The 16,021-nt window shown below is 61.0% G+C and carries 15 protein-coding genes and 1 pseudogene; 9 read left to right on the top strand and 7 right to left on the bottom strand.

The annotated features are described in order from the left end of the window. Positions 1 to 27: 27 nt before the first annotated feature. A complete protein-coding gene (lspA, locus tag ESZ53_RS04460) occupies positions 28 to 624 on the top strand; it encodes a signal peptidase II (protein ID WP_129071723.1) in 597 nt (198 codons plus the stop codon). Beyond that, complete coding sequence (locus ESZ53_RS04455) at positions 621 to 1,391, top strand: hypothetical protein (RefSeq protein WP_129071722.1); 771 nt, start codon at positions 621 to 623, stop codon at positions 1,389 to 1,391. The genes lspA and ESZ53_RS04455 overlap by 4 nt, the downstream gene beginning before the upstream one ends. Here ESZ53_RS04455 and ESZ53_RS04450 read toward each other — a convergent pair. From ESZ53_RS04450 to ESZ53_RS04435, 4 genes are all read right to left on the bottom strand, one after another. After that, entirely contained in the window at positions 1,388 to 2,332 is a 945-nt protein-coding gene (locus ESZ53_RS04450; protein WP_129071721.1) for a cation diffusion facilitator family transporter, read from the bottom strand. The genes ESZ53_RS04455 and ESZ53_RS04450 overlap by 4 nt on opposite strands. A 58-nt stretch (positions 2,333 to 2,390) precedes the next feature. Further along, on the bottom strand, positions 2,391 to 2,741 hold the full coding sequence (locus ESZ53_RS04445) for a YrhK family protein (RefSeq protein ID WP_129071720.1): 351 nt from the start codon (positions 2,739 to 2,741) through the stop codon (positions 2,391 to 2,393). A gap of 480 nt (positions 2,742 to 3,221) precedes the next feature. Continuing rightward, on the bottom strand, positions 3,222 to 3,770 hold the full coding sequence (locus ESZ53_RS04440) for a hypothetical protein (protein ID WP_129071719.1): 549 nt from the start codon (positions 3,768 to 3,770) through the stop codon (positions 3,222 to 3,224). A gap of 207 nt (positions 3,771 to 3,977) precedes the next feature. Continuing rightward, on the bottom strand, positions 3,978 to 4,553 hold the full coding sequence (locus ESZ53_RS04435; protein ID WP_129071718.1) for a TetR/AcrR family transcriptional regulator: 576 nt from the start codon (positions 4,551 to 4,553) through the stop codon (positions 3,978 to 3,980). A 99-nt stretch (positions 4,554 to 4,652) separates the two neighbouring features. Between ESZ53_RS04435 and ESZ53_RS04430 the strand changes: the two genes are divergently transcribed. The 5 genes from ESZ53_RS04430 to ESZ53_RS04410 are packed head-to-tail and all read left to right on the top strand — an operon-like array spanning position 4,653 to position 10,729. Next, entirely contained in the window at positions 4,653 to 6,254 is a 1,602-nt protein-coding gene (locus tag ESZ53_RS04430; RefSeq protein ID WP_129071717.1) for a carboxyl transferase domain-containing protein, read from the top strand. Then, positions 6,254 to 8,233, top strand: a complete 1,980-nt coding sequence (locus tag ESZ53_RS04425) for a biotin carboxylase N-terminal domain-containing protein (protein ID WP_129071716.1) — start codon at positions 6,254 to 6,256, stop codon at positions 8,231 to 8,233. The genes ESZ53_RS04430 and ESZ53_RS04425 overlap by 1 nt, the downstream gene beginning before the upstream one ends. After that, complete coding sequence (locus tag ESZ53_RS04420) at positions 8,230 to 9,417, top strand: acyl-CoA dehydrogenase family protein (RefSeq protein ID WP_010203098.1); 1,188 nt, start codon at positions 8,230 to 8,232, stop codon at positions 9,415 to 9,417. The genes ESZ53_RS04425 and ESZ53_RS04420 overlap by 4 nt, the downstream gene beginning before the upstream one ends. After that, entirely contained in the window at positions 9,414 to 9,893 is a 480-nt protein-coding gene (locus ESZ53_RS04415; RefSeq protein ID WP_100388689.1) for a MaoC family dehydratase, read from the top strand. Before ESZ53_RS04420 ends, ESZ53_RS04415 begins: the two co-directional genes overlap by 4 nt. After that, complete coding sequence (locus ESZ53_RS04410; RefSeq protein WP_129071715.1) at positions 9,890 to 10,729, top strand: CoA ester lyase; 840 nt, start codon at positions 9,890 to 9,892, stop codon at positions 10,727 to 10,729. The genes ESZ53_RS04415 and ESZ53_RS04410 overlap by 4 nt, the downstream gene beginning before the upstream one ends. Before the next feature lie 137 nt (positions 10,730 to 10,866). Here the strand turns inward: ESZ53_RS04410 and ESZ53_RS04405 are convergent, their stop codons facing one another. After that, on the bottom strand, positions 10,867 to 11,517 hold the full coding sequence (locus tag ESZ53_RS04405; RefSeq protein WP_129071714.1) for a response regulator transcription factor: 651 nt from the start codon (positions 11,515 to 11,517) through the stop codon (positions 10,867 to 10,869). After that, positions 11,510 to 12,634, bottom strand: coding sequence for a sensor histidine kinase (locus tag ESZ53_RS04400; protein ID WP_129071713.1), 1,125 nt, complete (start codon positions 12,632 to 12,634; stop codon positions 11,510 to 11,512). Before ESZ53_RS04400 ends, ESZ53_RS04405 begins: the two co-directional genes overlap by 8 nt. Before the next feature lie 283 nt (positions 12,635 to 12,917). On the opposite strand from ESZ53_RS04400, the gene ESZ53_RS04395 reads away from it, so the two are divergent. Continuing rightward, on the top strand, positions 12,918 to 13,997 hold the full coding sequence (locus ESZ53_RS04395; protein ID WP_129071712.1) for a hypothetical protein: 1,080 nt from the start codon (positions 12,918 to 12,920) through the stop codon (positions 13,995 to 13,997). Between the two features lie 355 nt (positions 13,998 to 14,352). After that, a pseudogene (locus tag ESZ53_RS04390) lies at positions 14,353 to 14,721 on the top strand (aldolase/citrate lyase family protein); the annotation flags it as partial. A 446-nt stretch (positions 14,722 to 15,167) separates the two neighbouring features. Here ESZ53_RS04390 and ESZ53_RS04385 read toward each other — a convergent pair. Next, a complete protein-coding gene (locus ESZ53_RS04385; protein ID WP_129071711.1) occupies positions 15,168 to 15,629 on the bottom strand; it encodes a hypothetical protein in 462 nt (153 codons plus the stop codon). Positions 15,630 to 16,021 lie beyond the last annotated feature (392 nt).

Raw genomic sequence — 16,021 nt, 5'->3', positions numbered from 1 at the left:
GTGGCCGCAACAGGTAAGAATGGTCTTATGACCGAGAATCTCGACCCTGCTGCGGCCACCACTGCTTCGGCGCCCACCGCCACGCGCGCACCGCGCCGTTTGCTCGTGGGCCTGTTCGCGCTCGCCGCCTTCGTGATTGCGGCCGACCAGCTCAGCAAGTGGTGGGCCGAAGCCAACCTCGGCGACGGTAAGAACATCCCGATCATCGGCGATCTGCTCTCGTTCCAGCTCGTCTACAACCCCGGTGCCGCGTTCTCGCTCGCCGAGGAATACACCTGGGTGCTCACGATCATTGCGGCGCTCGCCGTCGTCGGGATCACGTGGTACTCGCTGACCGTGCAGTCACGCGCGTGGGCCGTCGCCCTCGGCATGCTCCTCGGCGGAGCCATCACCCACCTCGGTGACCGTCTGTTCCGCGACCCCGGGTTCGCCCGCGGCCACGTGGTCGACTTCATCAACTACAACGGCTACTTCATCGGCAACATCGCCGACATCGCTCTCGTGGGTGGCGCCATCATGATCGTGGTCATCTCGATGATGGGTATCGCCGCCAAGCCCGAACGCGTAACGGCGACGCCCGAAGCTGAGGCGGATGCCGCGGCGCATTCCGCGACGAACGAATGACCGATCTCAGCCTCCGCATGCCCAACACGCGGCTGCGGGCAGTACTCAACCTCGGCACGCGGCGCACCCCGCCGATCGATTTGCCGCCGACGCTCGCTGCGCCAGAACTCTTTGCCGGCTGGGATGACGAAGCCAACCTGAGCGACCTGCACGTTGAGTACGCGAACGGCCAGTTGCACTGCGAGACCACGAGCGAGGGCGTCAACCACCACTTTCACAGCGCGCAGGGTGAACCGCGCGAAACGAGTCCGTGGTCGGCCAATGACACGCGCACGCTGGTGCAGTGGGCAACCCGACTCGCGAGCGACTTTCACGCACTGCTGCCGAATATTCTCGACGACATCACGCAGGCTGCGGCCTGGCACGACGCGGGCTTCGATCTCTACATCTGCGAAGTAGCAGACCCCGTTCAACTCGATCTGTTGGAGATCGAGGTCGAGGGCGAGCTTCTGACGTTGCCGTGGCTCGGTGCGGGCACCGTGAGCCATGACCACATCGACGGCGAGAATCATCCGATCGCCTTGCTGTGGGGCGCGGGGGAGTCAGAACCAGATCAGCCGATCGCCGAAGCGTGGACAGACCCGCGCACGGGAGAGCCGCGCTCCAAAGCTGTGCCCGGCGTCGACTGGAACACGATTGGTATGGCGGCCGACGAGGTGCTGCCGTGGCTCGAGGGCATTTACCTGAACCACCATGTGATTCCGGATGCCGAGGGCACGCTTCTCAACGCCGTGCTGCGCCGACTCGGTAGCCTCGACGAGGGCTAGTCGAAATCGATCGATGGTTCATCGCTGACCGAGAGCGTCAGTACTGCTTTTCTGATGAGGCTGTTGCCTTCGATGGAGCGTTCGATTTCTCGTAGTTGGCGGGCGACTTCTTCTTCGCGGTGATTTCCGACGAGGTCGACGGCGGCCACTGCGAAGAGTTGCTCGGGCCCGACGAATTCGAGATGCAAGTAGGTCACGCGAGCGATTTCTGGATGATTCGTGAGCACCCGACCGGCAATTCGGCGGGCGGAGTCGCCCGGAGTCTGACCGACGATGAAGCGTCGGTTGCGATTGATGAGCACCACCGCGACAACGCCGAGAAGGAGGCCGATCGCGATGGAACCCAGCGCATCCCAGACGGCGTTGCCGGTGAGCTGGTGCAGCAGGATGCCGAGAAAAGCGACGACCAGGCCGATCAGAGCCGCTGCATCTTCGGCCAGCACTGCGCGCAAAGTCGTGTTCGAGCTATTAAGCGCGTAGTCGAGGGGGCGGCGATTGAAGCGTGCAGCCCCTTTTCGTGCCTGCACGAGCGACTGCGCAAACGAGATGCCCTCGAGCACGAAGGCGACCGCCAGCACGATGTAAGCGACGCTGAAGTCACTCGCAGGCTCGGGGTCAATGAGTTCGCTAATTCCGTGCTGCACCGAGACGACAGCGCCCGCCGTGAAAAGGCCAACCGCGGCGAACAGCGACCACACGTAAGCCTCGCGACCGAACCCGAGCGGATGAGTGGCGTTAGCTGGCTTGACCGAGCGGCGTTCAGCAATGAGGAGAAAAATCTCGTTACCGGCATCCGCCCACGAGTGCGCAGCTTCAGCGAGCATTGATGCTGAACCCGTGACGAAGGCCGCGACGGACTTCGCGATCGCGACGAGGAGATTGGCGGCAAACGCGACGAGAACTGTTTTTAGCTGGGATTTCGCCGCGGGTGCATCGCTCATATTTTTACGATACTCCCGCAGCGCGTACGTCTGTCACCGCAGACTGGGAGCGCTGCCGCTAGAAATCGCGGCTGCTGGCGGGTTCCATCGCCGACTGTGATGAGTAGCGACCGAGGTGTACGCGCCGCGAAAAGCGAATAGCAGGGCGAATCAGCATCTCGACGCTGCCGAGAACGAAGAGCCAGGTTCCAGCGTGGGTGAGTTCGGGCGTAAAGAAGAAGATGCTGCCCACAAGAAAGAGAAGGCCGATCAGGATGTCGTTAACGATGCTGATGACTTCGTAGCGTTGGCGAATCACTAATTCTTCACGCCCGATCCGCACAACGAGGGGTCGCGAACCGTCGCTTCTGGCACTTCTGGCACTTCTGGCGCTGCTTGCGTTGCTGGCGGCGGGAGGGGTATCGCCCATGCGCTTCGTCCTTTGCTCGGTTAGTGCGTGTGGCCGATAGTTTTGCAGCATCGGCGACGAGGTGCCATACGGCGGCGGGTCGGCGGCGTGCTGCGCCCTTCGTGCTCGGCCCTGCGATCTAGCCGTTCGGGCCCACGCCCACGCGGTGCCTAAGTCAACGAGCGCGAGGAGTTGACGCAGAGTCGGAGCAGACCCAGAAGGGTGAGGCCGCCGAGCGCGACAAGCACCGTGGTCGTAGTGGTAGTAATTTTCCGTCGCCGAGCGAGCCTTTTTTTGCGCATTCTCCATGAGTACGCGTGGTTTCTATCGATCCCGCATGCAAAGCCTGTGAGCTTGCAATGAAGAAACCAAGAATGCGCTAGCACTCTCGACTCTCGGAAGGTGCGGCTCAGCCCTGCGCTGGCGCTGCAGACCTTGCCCCACGCAGAGGTACGGGCCCGCGACGAGGTCGTCGCGGGCCCGTAGTCGGGTTGCTAGGGGTTACTCGTCGTTGTTGTCGCTGTGATCACCACCGCTGCCGTCCGCGCGGTCACCGTGGGCGCCACGATCGCCGCGGTCTTCGTTACCGGCACCGGGGTTGGCTTCGCGTTCGGCCTCATGCTCGGTACGAAGCTCAGTGAGGGCGGTGGTGAGAGTTTCTTCGTCTACGTTGAGTTCGGTGGCGAGCGTAGTCACGAGAGCGGCACGACGAGAGTCCTTCGCAGCAGCTCGTTCGTCATCAGTGGCGTCGGAGTCCAGGCGCTCGGGGCGCTCGGAACTATTGCGCAGCGTGGTGAGCGCGGCAGAAACATCCGCTTCGGCAAGATCAAGCTTGGTGGCGAGGCCGGCAGCGTCGAGGCCTCGGCCGTGGCCGCGACCGGCGCGCTCACTGTTCGATCCGCTGTCATTCGTCGTGCTGTCGGCTGTGCTCTCTGAGGCGGCGGCAGTCGTGGTGGTGATGGTGTCAGCCTGCGCGGGCAACGCAATGCCCAGTCCAACGCACGAGGCGAGAACTACGCTCGCTGCTCCTGTAATCAGTTTCTTGTTCATGGTTGATCCATTTCGTTCGATCCGGAATCTCCGGTGTACGAAATCAACCCTGCGTGTCGGTTCTATCGGGACGCTGTGGTGCCCCTGCGCAGGTCATGGGCAAGTTCTGCCGTAACCCGGTGAGCCTCCTATGCGCTTACCCAGAGACCGAGAATGCGGCGGTGCAGGGGAAGACGCAGCGAAGGCCGGGATGCGAAGTGCTCGCGGCTAGGCGTCGAGGGCGGCCAACGCCATCCGCTCGAGCACGTCACGCGTCGCGCCCGCGCGCCCGCTGTGAGGAGTGGAGTTGATGAGCCCGAAGGTGGCGTGGGCGCGCGTGCGCAACTCGGTGGTCGCGGCATCCGGATGCAGGCGGGCGAGCGTGGCAACCCACTGCTCGACGTAGCTGCGCTGCAGGGCGCGCACCTCGTGGCGGTCGTCGTCGGTGAGGCTGTCGAGGTCGCGATCCTGCACGCGGATGACGTTGGCATTGCGAAGCGCAAATTCAACATGAAACTGAACAAGGTTTTCGAGCGCGGCGCGTGCCGTGGGGGCGTGCTCGATCACGGTCTGGGCTCCGGCGCACAGGCTGGAGCTGGCATCCACCAATATCGCGGCGAGCACGTCTTGTTTGCCGTCGAAGTGGCGGTAGACGGCGGGGCCGCTCACGCCGGCGGCGGCACCGAGTTCTTCGAGCGAGACGCGGGTGAAGCCGCGCTCGGCGAAGAGGCTGGCGGCGGCGTCGAGGAGCGCCTCGCGGCGGTCGGCCTTCGCTTGGCTTCGCGGAGTTGGCGTCTCGTTCATGTTCTGAGTCTAGACAGTTCGGTTAATGCTCGCTAACCTAAATTCAGTTAGTAGTGACTAACCCAAGTGGCCACAAGCTGCACTGAACGAAGGTGTTCGATGGAGAAGATTTCCTCGGCCGCTCAACCGTCCCACCCGACGTTTGTGGCCAATGAAGAGTCAATGCGCGGCCTTGTCGAGCAATTGCGCGAACGACTCGCCACGACAGCCCTCGGTGGCTCCGAGAAATCTCGCGAACGCCACGTCTCCCGCGGCAAGCTGCTGCCTCGTGATCGCGTCGATGAACTGCTCGACGAGGGCAGCCCTTTCATTGAGATCGCCCCGCTCGCCGCGAATGGAATCTACGACGACCAAGCTCCCGGCGCTGGCGTTATTGCCGGTATCGGCCTCATCCACTCTCGCCCCGTGCTCGTGATCTCGAACGACGCGACCGTCAAGGGCGGCACCTACTTTCCCCTCACCGTCAAGAAGCATCTGCGGGCGCAAGAGATTGCGTTCGAGAACAAGCTGCCGTGCGTTTACCTCGTGGACTCGGGCGGTGCTTTTCTCCCGATGCAAGACGAGGTCTTTCCCGACCGCGACCACTTCGGGCGCATCTTCTACAACCAGGCTCGGCTGTCGGCGGCGGGAATCCCGCAGATCGCCTCGGTCATGGGCTCGTGCACCGCGGGTGGCGCGTACGTTCCCGCGATGAGCGACGAGACGATCATCGTGCGCAATCAGGGCACGATCTTTTTGGGCGGCCCGCCGCTCGTCAAGGCGGCCATTGGCGAGATCGTCACGGCCGAAGAACTCGGTGGGGGAGACGTGCACGCGCGCACGTCGGGCGTCACCGACCACCTCGCCGATGACGACCGCCACGCGCTCGAAATCGTGCGGGACATCATCAAGACGATCCCCAAGCCTGCCGCTCCCGCGTGGGATGTTGTCGCCTCGCGCCCGCCCGCCGTGAACCCCGACGAGCTCTACGGCGTTGTGCCGACCGACGTGCAGAGCCCCTACGAAGTGCGCGAAGTTATTGCGCGGCTCGTTGACGGCAGCGAGTTTCACGAGTTCAAGAAGGAATACGGCACGACCCTCATCACCGGCTTCGCGACGCTGCACGGGCATCCTGTCGGCATCGTCGCCAACGCCGGGGTGCTGTTCAGCGAATCGGCGCTCAAGGGCGCTCACTTCATCGAACTGTGCGACCAGCGCGGCATCCCGCTGCTGTTCCTGCAGAACATTTCTGGCTTCATGGTCGGCAAGGAATATGAGGCCGGCGGCATCGCCAAGAACGGCGCCAAGATGGTGACGGCGGTCGCCACGACGCGCGTTCCCAAGTTCACGGTCGTGATCGGTGGCTCGTTCGGGGCAGGCAACTACTCGATGTGTGGTCGCTCCTATTCGCCGCGTTTCTTGTGGATGTGGCCCAACGCCCGCATCTCGGTCATGGGCGGCCCGCAGGCTGCTGCCGTGCTCTCCACGGTGCGCAGCGATCAGCTCGGCGAAGACGCCTTCACCGACGATGACAAGGTCGAGTTCGAGAAGCCCATCCGCGAACAATACGAACGCCAGGGCAGCCCCTACTATTCGACAGCCCGCCTCTGGGATGACGGAATCATTGACCCCAAAGACACGAGAGACGTGCTCGGCATGGCCCTCGATATCGCCGCGGCCACCCCGCTGCCCGACCCGGGCTTCGGCCTCTTCCGGATGTGATGGCGATGTTCTCTGCTGTTCTGGTCGCCAATCGTGGCGAAATTTCCTGCCGCATCACGCGCACCCTGCACTCGATGGGCATCCGTTCGATCGCGGTGTACACCGAGCACGATCGCGACGCGAAGCACGTTCGGGTTGCGGATGCCGCGGTGCTGATCGACAGTTATCTCTCGGTCGAATCGATCGTTGCTGCCGCCCATGCCGTTTCGGGCATGAGCGCCGATGCGATCCACCCTGGCTATGGCTTCCTCTCAGAAAATGCGTCTCTGGCCGAGGCCTGTGCCGTCGCCGGAATCACCTTCATCGGCCCCGGCGTCGAAGCGCTCGAGATCATGGGCGACAAGATCGCGTCAAAGAAGCACGTGACCGAGCGCGGTGTCGCCGTGATCCCCGGCATCGCTGAGCCGGGCATGACGAACGATGATCTGGTCGCTGCTGCCGCTGAGGTCGGGTTCCCGCTGCTGATCAAGCCGTCTGCCGGTGGCGGTGGCAAGGGCATGACGATCGTGCGCGACCCCGATGCCGTTGCGGGTGCACTCGACTCTGCTCGTCGCGTGGCCAGTGCCGCATTCGGCGATGACACTCTCTTCCTTGAGCGCCTCGTCGAGAAGCCTCGCCACATTGAGGTGCAGGTGCTGGCCGATAGCCACGGCACCACGATTCACTTGGGCGAGCGTGAGTGTTCGCTGCAGCGTCGCCACCAGAAGATTATCGAAGAAGCGCCATCGCCCCTGCTCGATGAGGCTACGCGCCAGCGCATCGGTGAAGCGGCCTGCGAGGTCGCGCGCAGCGTGAACTACGTCGGCGCGGGAACCGTCGAGTTCCTCGTCTCCGACAACGCCCCCGACGAGTTCTTCTTCATGGAGATGAACACTCGGCTGCAAGTGGAGCATCCCGTCACCGAAATGGTCACCGGCATCGACCTCGTGGAGTGGCAAGTACGCATCGCTGCCGGCGAGAGGCTCACGGTGGAGTCGCCGACGCTCACCGGTCACTCGGTCGAGGCGCGCATCTATTCCGAAGATCCCGCCAACGACTTCTTGCCCTCCGCCGGCCAAATCGTCGCGCTTCACGAAGCGAACGATGTGCGCGTCGACAGTTCCCTAGTCGAGGGCGGCACCGTCTCCGCCAACTACGACCCCATGCTCGCGAAGGTCATTTCGCACGCGGCAACGCGCGATGAAGCCCTCACGAAACTCGACCGTGCTCTCGCCGACACCGTCATTCTGGGCGTCACGACCAACATCGAATTCTTGCGAGCCCTCCTCAACCGCGCTGACGTGCGCGCGGGCGACCTCGACACGGGCCTCATCGAGCGAGCTCTGGCCGAGATCGAGTTTGCCGCCCCGACTCCGGCGGTGCTCGCAGCGGCAGCTCTGAGCATCCATTCCGAGCGTTGGATGCCTGGCTCACCCTGGCAACGCCCCTCCGGTTGGCGCGTGGGAAACCATCGCCCGGCCCGCTACCGTCTTGCGAGTGCGGGGCAGGTGCACGAGGTTCTGGTTGCCGGCCCGCCCGACGCAGCGGAAATCACGATTGACGGCACCACCACCCCGGCTCGCCTGACGAGCACCGGCATCGAGTGGGGCGCGCAGAGCATCCGCCTCACGATCGAAACGGTGAACGCCACGGTGTGGATCGCGCAGGAGGGCACTTCCTGGGCTCTCACTTCGCAGTCCCGCGCCGAGTCGCTGGCGGCCCACCGTGCCACGCTAGCGAGAGTGGCCGGCGTCATCGATCCCGAACTTCGTTCACCCATGCCCGGCACCGTCGTCGCGGTCGCCGTCGCGCACGGAGACTCGGTGACCGCCGGTCAGACGGTGCTCACGATTGAAGCCATGAAGATGGAACACCCCGTTGTCGCGACCCTCGATGGGGTTGTCGACATCAGCTTGAAGCCTGGCGATCTGGTCACCCGCGATCAGATCGTTGCCCGAATCGAATCGCCACAAGCGAGCACTGAAGGAGAAATCTCATGAGTCACGACGCTACCCGCGGCGAAATCACCCACCTCGGCCTCACCGATGAGCAGCTGAAGTTGAGCGCTGACGTGCGCGATTTCGCGGACAAGGTTGTTGCTCCGGCAGCGTATGAGTACGACACGAAGCGTGAACTGCCCTACGGCATCATCGCTCAGATGGGCGAGATGGGGCTCTTCGGTTTGCCGTTCCCCAAGGAGTTCGGCGGGCAGGGCAAGGACTATGTTTCGCTGTGCATCGCGATTGAGCAGCTCGCTCGGGTCGACCAGTCGATCGCGGTGACCCTCGAGGCTGGCATCGGCCTTGGCGCAATGCCGATCTTCAAGCACGGTAGCGAAGAGCAGAAGCAGCAGTGGGTTCCGATGCTCGCGCGCGGTGAAGCTCTCGCGGGTTTCGGTCTGACTGAGGCGGACGCTGGCTCCGATGCTGCGGGAACCAAGACCACTGCCGAACTCGTCGATGGCGAATGGGTCATCAATGGCACGAAGCAGTTCATCACTAACTCGGGCAGCGAGATCACGAAGGTTGTGACGGTCACGGCGGTCACGGGTCGTCGCGAGAATGGCCGGCCTGAGCTGAGCGCCATCCTCGTTCCGAACGGTACGCCGGGCTTCACGGTGCACCCGCCCTACGACAAGGTCGGCTGGCACACCTCCGACACGCATCCGCTGTCGTTCGACAACGTGCGGGTTCCCGAAGCGAACCTGATGGGGGAGCGCGGCCGTGGTTTCGCGAACTTCATTGAGGCTCTGGATGAGGGCCGCGTCGCGTTCTCGGCACTCTGCACGGGTGCGGCCCAGGGGTGCCTGGAGGAGTCGATCCGGTACGCCAACGAGCGTCACGTCTTCGGCCGTTCGATCGGCTCGAACCAGCACATTGCGTTCAAGATTGCGCGGATGCAGGCCCGAGTTCACTCGGCACGCTTGGCAACCTACGACGCAGCCCGCAAACTGGTTGCCGGAGTTCCTTTCAAGATGGAGGCGAGCTTGGCGAAAATGATCAGCAGCGAGGCGGCCATGGATAACGCTCGGGATGCCACCCAAATCTTTGGGGGCTATGGCTTCATGAACGAGAACCCTGTCGCCCGCCACTACCGCGACTCGAAGGTGTTGGAGCTCGGTGAGGGCACCACTGAGGTGCAGATGATGGTCATTGCTCGTGAGCTGGGGTTCGCGACCCTATGACCGGCAAACGTATTCAGCAGCGCGGTCTCTGGTTCGACGAGTTCGAGGAGGGTGCGGTCTATCTGCACGCGCCCGGCCGCACCGTCACCGAGGCCGACAACGTTCTCTTCACGACGATGACGATGAACACCCAGTCGCTGCACTTGGATGCTGCGTGGTCAGAGCAGCAGCCTTTTGGGCAGCGTTTGGTGAACTCGATGTTCACGCTCTCGACGATGGTGGGGGCATCCGTGGCTCAGCTGACGCAGGGCACGATTGTGGCCAACTTGGGGTTCACAGAGGTCAACTTTCCGCATCCGCTGTATCACGGCGACACGATGTATTCCGAGAGCGAGGTGCTGGAGAAGCGGCTCTCGAAGTCTCGCCCCGGCCAGGGAATCATTTCGTTGCGACACACGGCCAAGAACCAGGACGGTGTCGTGGTGGCTGTGGCGACCCGCTCGGTGATGGTCTGGACTGAGGAGGGCGCACCGTGAGCTTCACTTTAGGGCCGTCGATTCTGTTCGTTCCGGGCGATCGCCCCGACCGCTATGCCAAAGCGCTGGAACGCGCGGATGCCATCATCATCGACCTTGAGGATGCCGTGGCCAGTGTCGACAAGGCTGCGGCCCGCGCTGCCCTGATCGCGAACCCGATGGATCCGGCCCGCACGATTGTGCGACTGAATCCGGCCGGCACGGAGGATCACGACAGTGACCTCGAGGCGTTGGAGCAGACGGAGTACCGCACGGTGATGCTCTCCAAGTCGGAGTCGGTTGCTGACTTCGATACGCTCACTGACCTCGACGTGATCGCCCTGTGCGAGACGGCACGGGGTGTGCTGGCGGCCACAAGCTTGGCGGCGTTGGACTGCGTGGTTGCCCTCATGTGGGGTGCTGAAGATCTGGTGGCCTCGCTCGGCGGCTCCTCGTCGCGCGAAGATTCCGGCCCCTACCGTGGTGTCGCGCTGCATGCGCGCTCGTCGGTGCTGCTCGCGGCCGGTGCTTACTCAAAGGCCGTGATCGACGCGGTGCATCTCGACATTGCTGACACCGATGGTCTGGCTGCTGAGGCTCGGGATGCCGCTGCGCTCGGGTTCACGGCAACGGCCTGCATTCATCCCTCTCAAGTCGCCATTGTGCGCGAAAGTTATGCGCCCACGGTCGAGCAAATCGCCTCAGCCCGAGCACTTCTCGCCGCCGCGGAATCGCAGCCCGGAGTCTTCAGCTTCGAAGGTCGCATGGTCGACGGGCCCATCCTGCGGCATGCGGAGTGCGTGGTTGCTCGGGCGGGGTTGCGGGAGGGTTGTCCCGATCACTCATCGACTCAATAACTCAGCGGGCCCAATGGGCGAGGCACCGGTGACTGAAATCTGTGTAGTACCTTGTAGGAATCGAACAGCATGTTTGCGCGATACGTCGCGATAACCCGAGTGCATCTCGTACATCGATTCGATTCTGCGAAGCATAATCAGGCGTTGAGCGGTGCCACAATCTCGGTCTGAAGTAAACCAAGACGGTTGGCTTTGGAAACTGCTTCCATGCGAGAGCGTGCACCAAGTTTGCGGTAAATGCTCCCAGCGTGTCGCTTAACCGTCCCTTCCGTGATGGAGAGTCGCTCGGCGATCGATCTGTTCGAATGGGCTTGAGCAATGAGCCGTAGGACTTCAGACTCACGCTCGGTCAGAATTCCGTAATCGTCGCAACGATCGGAACAATAATCTTTCGGAGCCGTCTGAAGCTTGTCATGCGCGGCATGGTCACAGATTTCCCGAATAAGCTCCGCGCTCTGAATGCTTTTAGTTAGGAAAGAACTCGCTCCAGCGCTGAGGAGGTCTCTCTGAAGGACCGAGTCGCGGCACATTGTGAGTATGATGATCGAGGTATTTGGAGCGGAACGACGCACTCTCCTTATTGTCGTACGTGCGGGATCATCATGTAACTCAACGTCTAGAAGCAGGACATCTGGGCGATGTAGAACAGATAGCCTTAGCGCTTCTTCGCTCGTGCGGGCTTCGGCAACGACTTGGATCTGGGAAGATCGGCGAAGGAGCACTACGAGCCCTTCACGAAAGAGGTCATGGTCATCTACAATCACCACCCGCACGAATTCCTCAACCATAGGCCGTACTACCGAAGGTGGGAGCGGTTAGTCGCACCCTAGTACCTTTCATCGGATCGGAATCAACTTGGAGTTGCCCACCTATCGCCGCGGCTCGCTCGTGCATATCTCGCAGTCCGATGGATTCCGTTGAGATCTCATCGAAATTGAAACCGGGTCCACTGTCTTCGATAACTATGGTCACGCATTCCGCTTCCCAAGCTAGGGAGAGACGGATCTTGCCCGAGTGGTGCGCATGAGTCCGAGCATTTCGGAGCGCTTCACGTACGACAGTAAACACCTCCTCGCTCACCGAGGAAGGTAAGTCCACCGCCACGCCAGAACTCTTCAACTCGATTGCTGGGGAGAGGTCTGAAATGTCCGAACTATAGTCACGTATGACGTCGGTAAGCGGGCGATCGCCGACGAGTTGACGCAATTCCACCGCGATGTCTTGTACATCACGAAGAGCTTCCGAAAGGACTTGCCGAGCCACATCGAGATGAGTTTGAGCCTCGAGGGCATTACCAAAGCGACTCACGTCGATCCTGTTCATGCCCGCGGATATAGCATGAGCCACTCGATCATGAAGCTCTCGAGAGACTCTCCTCCGTACTTCAAAGTCAGCGGCGAAGAGTCGCTGCCGGAGTGTCTCGGCATAGGCGATGGCACCGGGGGGAAACCGCCTCCAGATTGCATGATGCAAAGCGCGTGCTACTGAAACAGTAATAGCGTCCGCACCATTTCGAGCTTCGGAGTAGGAAACGAGCGCGGGCAATGCGTGATCAAACAGAATCTCAGCGGCCATAAGGCTTTCTGCGGGGTGGAGGCCTTGCTGAGCTCGAATTTCGCCTGTTAGCTGGAGATTTTGCTTCTCGTCGTAGTCCACGGACGGCGACGGGAAGGCATACGATTCGTCGAGCACTGCCGACATCGATTCTACTAAAATCGCATGAGCGTGTTCTACAAAGACTAGATCTAGTTCGCCTTCGTGAACGAGCTTGCTGCCTCTTGTGGTGAGGTCCTCACGTACTGCTTCAAGGATAGGCGCGAACGGAAGTTCAGCGTGAATGCCCACGCTTTCTGCGGGCCGCACCTCAGCAAGCGGCTCTGGGACATCCGATTTTCTTGAAGGCAAGTATCCACCTACTTCCGAATTCGTGTACTCGCTGCACCGGACCTTGCCCAAACTGCGGCACAGAAGGGGCGTCGGTCCATCAGCTTACATCCGGAACTCGTTTCGGGCCGGCCCGTTGCGCGCTTCAGTTTGGTCTCAAACAATGTGACTAAAGAAGCATTGTCCGGAGGATATGCCTCTCCGTATCGTTATGACTCCGCACTCAATTTTAGCGCGGGATTAACCGCGGACGCTTGATATCGGGCCAGAGCTGATATCGAGCTCGGGCACAGAAAGGACTATCGTGACGAAACCCAAACAAGGAAGCGTATCCAGGTTGCTTATTGCCTCGGTGGGTGCGCTGTTGCTCTCCTCTGCTGGCGGCGTAAGTGCCTATGCGTCGAGTTCCCCCATCTCAGCGGCTCCCGACGAGCCTGCGTCGGTTGGGGATAACGGAAACGACGTTGTTACCTTCGATATGGGGGTCAACGGGGCTACGGCGAGCGACCTAGCGGCACAGGTCCGAAGTAACGACCTTTACTTGGTTGAAACCCGATCTCTCTATACGGCAGCTGGACAGACTCTAACGATCGGGTTGCCGAGCCAAGATGGAGGCGTGCCTGCAGATCCGATTGCCGAGATCGCGGCAACGCTTCAGGATCTTGAGGATGCCGCAGCGCTGTCACGAGAAAACTCGATATCCGATCCAGCGGTAGTTGACCCGATGCCAGAATTGATCGCAGCCGCCCGAGCAGAGCTGGCGACGCGAGGTGCTGTCTTCGACAAGGTCGTTGTGTCCGGGACTCCTGCAGATTTGAAGATTCCAGGGCTTGTAGCGGATCCGGTCGATACACATTCAATGAAGGAGGAGGGGGACATTGCAGCAGCAGCCTGTGGCAGATGGCACCCCTTTTACAGCAGTTCATCGAGTGCTAATAGTGCCGCTGGAGGCCGCTACAACAGCCTCAACTTCCAGTGGACTGGTAGCGGCTTGTCAGCGCTGAGATGCACCGGCAGTTCCACGTTCGAGCCCGATTTCGTTACGTATAACTACGACGCCCGGAACTACTTCTCGCAAACGATGCTTGCATGGTCGACCACTATGCCTAATGGTTACTGGGATACGAACGCATTCGACGGAAGTGACGAGCGAGTCTATACAGTGGGATCGTCGAATACCGCAACGGTCGCTGCGAGCACGAACTACAACGTGTACTTCCGGATGTCCAACGGCAATTATTCGTCGGATACTGCAAAAATCGTCTGGCAACGGGGCCACTATACGTGGGGCTGCCCATCTGGTCCAGCCTGGTGCATTTTCGCGGATGAGTCCGTGATCCAGTACGCGTGGAGTATCACGCTGCCGGGTGTTTGGAGTCCATAGATCGCTCATTCGGTTGTGAAGCTTGCAGAAACCGAGGGCGAAGACCGCCAGTCAACCGAAAGGCCACACGATGTCTCGTAAACCCACAACTTCGCTTGTGCGACGATGGCTGACCTCCGTGATAATACTGCTTGTGCTCTGGAGTTTCTACGCCTTCGTTCCGGTTCTACGCGCCGAGGCAGCTGACCGTGCGTGCTCGCAAACATTGGCGGGGGGTGGAACTTATTCGACTAGGTGGGTCCCGCTGCCTTATGCGCATTGGCAATGTACATCGAAAGAAGGCAGGGATCCGACGATGTCGTTCGACCTGGGGTGGTGGCCCGAGCCACGATGATTTGGGGGGGGGGGGGGCTTGCGGGTGGGGGTCTACCGTGGTGTCGCGCTGCATGCTCGTTCGTCGGTGTTGCTCGCGGCGGGTGCCTACTCAAAGGCTATGATCGACGCAGTGCATCTCGACGTTGCCGACGCTGATGGTCTGGCTGCTGAGGCTCGGGATGCCGCAGCACTCGGGTTCACGGCAACGGCCTGCATCCATCCCTCTCAGGTCGCCATTGTGCGCGAAAGTTATGCGCCCACGGTCGAACAAATTGCGTCAGCCCGAGCACTTCTCGCCGCCGCGGAATCGCAGCCCGGAGTGTTCAGCTTCGAGGGCCGCATGGTCGACGGACCCATCCTGCGGCACGCGGAGTGCGTGGTTGCGCGGGCGGGGTTGCGCGAGGGGTGAAGCGAATCTAGTGCTTGGGAGAACTACGGTCGTGACGCTCGGTCAGCTGCGTTCGTATTGAAACTTGGGCAAAGCCGATCAGTTTCGTGCTTTGGGCAGAGGTGCCTCATAACTATTGATATGTCTACTGATTTGATCAGATGGTCGGGACACATAGATATGAGAACTCATTCTGAATTATGCGCCGCGGAGAATCAGGAGTGAGTGGGGACGGCGGTGAGGCACCTACAAGACGTCTCGAATCTGTAGGGATGCGAGACTGTCGAGCGGAAGAGCTTGTTGTGGGAACACACCTGATCGCAAATCTCTTCAGGGTTGTGCAGTTAGGGCAACCCCGTCGACAGAAGTGCCGATCGATCCAGTCATCGGATCGCCTCCAACGCAATCCGGGGTCCACGTCCGGCCCACGCACTCATCGATTCGCAGTTGAACTTCCGACTGCGATCTCAGCTCTTCGAGGCCTCACTCTCTTGGTACCGGTTTTTCATGCCCATGAGGATTGCTGGATGGCGGATTATCGCTCCAAGCTTGCTTGCCGCTCTTGCGTAGTCGAGTGCACTCTCAGTGGACACAGAAAAATCTCTCATATGAACCGCTTCGTTTCTGAGCTTCTGCAAGTCGCGTACACGCTTCTGGACGTCGGGGGGAAGGAATCGCTTAGCACGCGAGAAGACAGGGCCACCGCCAGACGTCATACCTGCGAACTCTGCCGCCTTAGCAAGGCCTTCTTCGAATTTCAGCCACGCGAGCATGACGATTTCTCGTGGTGTTTCGCCCGAATAGACGGGGACGTCGCTAGACGGAATGGGAGGATCGATGGTCGATGCTTCGTCCGCGATTTCCTGATTGATTTGAGAGGTCTTCTGGGCGAACTTCGCACGGACCTTCCACGCGCGCACTTCGGTCATTTTTCAGACTCGCTTAGCCATCCGGTCAATGACCTTAACGATGGGTCGCCTGAAGAGGAGGGCAATGGCCATCACTGTTGCGGGCCAGGCGAGGCTCTTGACCAGTGATGCTATGAGTTCGAAGCCATCCACAATGGTCTCTTCCGATAGGTCGTCGTCGAATACTTTGGTGCCAAATTTCGTTGGAGGTCCGCTGGCACTCAGTCGACCATATCGGCTTTCAACCTAGCCAGTGCGGGCCATACGAAAACTCTAAGAGCTTCAGCGTGCAGTCGACCTCCTGCGACCCGACTCATCTCTGAGAGTGTCTTGAATCTCCAGCACCCCAAATCCCATCCGATTCGGGACTTTAGTGGCATGTGTGCTGGAGCTAAAACGGCTCTAGAAGCCAA

The organism is Salinibacterium sp. UTAS2018, assembly GCF_004118935.1.
GTDB lineage: Bacteria > Actinomycetota > Actinomycetes > Actinomycetales > Microbacteriaceae > Rhodoglobus.
This window is presented reverse-complemented; position numbering and strand designations above follow the sequence as displayed.

Bases quoted from the DNA above. Each gene is read 5' to 3' on its own strand.
- ESZ53_RS04385 (WP_129071711.1), bottom strand. From the start codon at position 15,629: ATGACCGAAGTGCGCGCGTGGAAGGTCCGTGCGAAGTTCGCCCAGAAG.
- ESZ53_RS04455 (WP_129071722.1), top strand. From the start codon at position 621: ATGACCGATCTCAGCCTCCGCATGCCCAACACGCGGCTGCGGGCAGTA.
- ESZ53_RS04440 (WP_129071719.1), bottom strand. From the start codon at position 3,770: ATGAACAAGAAACTGATTACAGGAGCAGCGAGCGTAGTTCTCGCCTCG.
- ESZ53_RS04435 (WP_129071718.1), bottom strand. From the start codon at position 4,553: ATGAACGAGACGCCAACTCCGCGAAGCCAAGCGAAGGCCGACCGCCGC.
- ESZ53_RS04445 (WP_129071720.1), bottom strand. From the start codon at position 2,741: ATGGGCGATACCCCTCCCGCCGCCAGCAACGCAAGCAGCGCCAGAAGT.
- ESZ53_RS04405 (WP_129071714.1), bottom strand. From the start codon at position 11,517: ATGGTTGAGGAATTCGTGCGGGTGGTGATTGTAGATGACCATGACCTC.
- ESZ53_RS04450 (WP_129071721.1), bottom strand. From the start codon at position 2,332: ATGAGCGATGCACCCGCGGCGAAATCCCAGCTAAAAACAGTTCTCGTC.
- ESZ53_RS04430 (WP_129071717.1), top strand. From the start codon at position 4,653: ATGGAGAAGATTTCCTCGGCCGCTCAACCGTCCCACCCGACGTTTGTG.
- ESZ53_RS04420 (WP_010203098.1), top strand. From the start codon at position 8,230: ATGAGTCACGACGCTACCCGCGGCGAAATCACCCACCTCGGCCTCACC.
- ESZ53_RS04415 (WP_100388689.1), top strand. From the start codon at position 9,414: ATGACCGGCAAACGTATTCAGCAGCGCGGTCTCTGGTTCGACGAGTTC.
- lspA (WP_129071723.1), top strand. From the start codon at position 28: ATGACCGAGAATCTCGACCCTGCTGCGGCCACCACTGCTTCGGCGCCC.
- ESZ53_RS04425 (WP_129071716.1), top strand. From the start codon at position 6,254: ATGGCGATGTTCTCTGCTGTTCTGGTCGCCAATCGTGGCGAAATTTCC.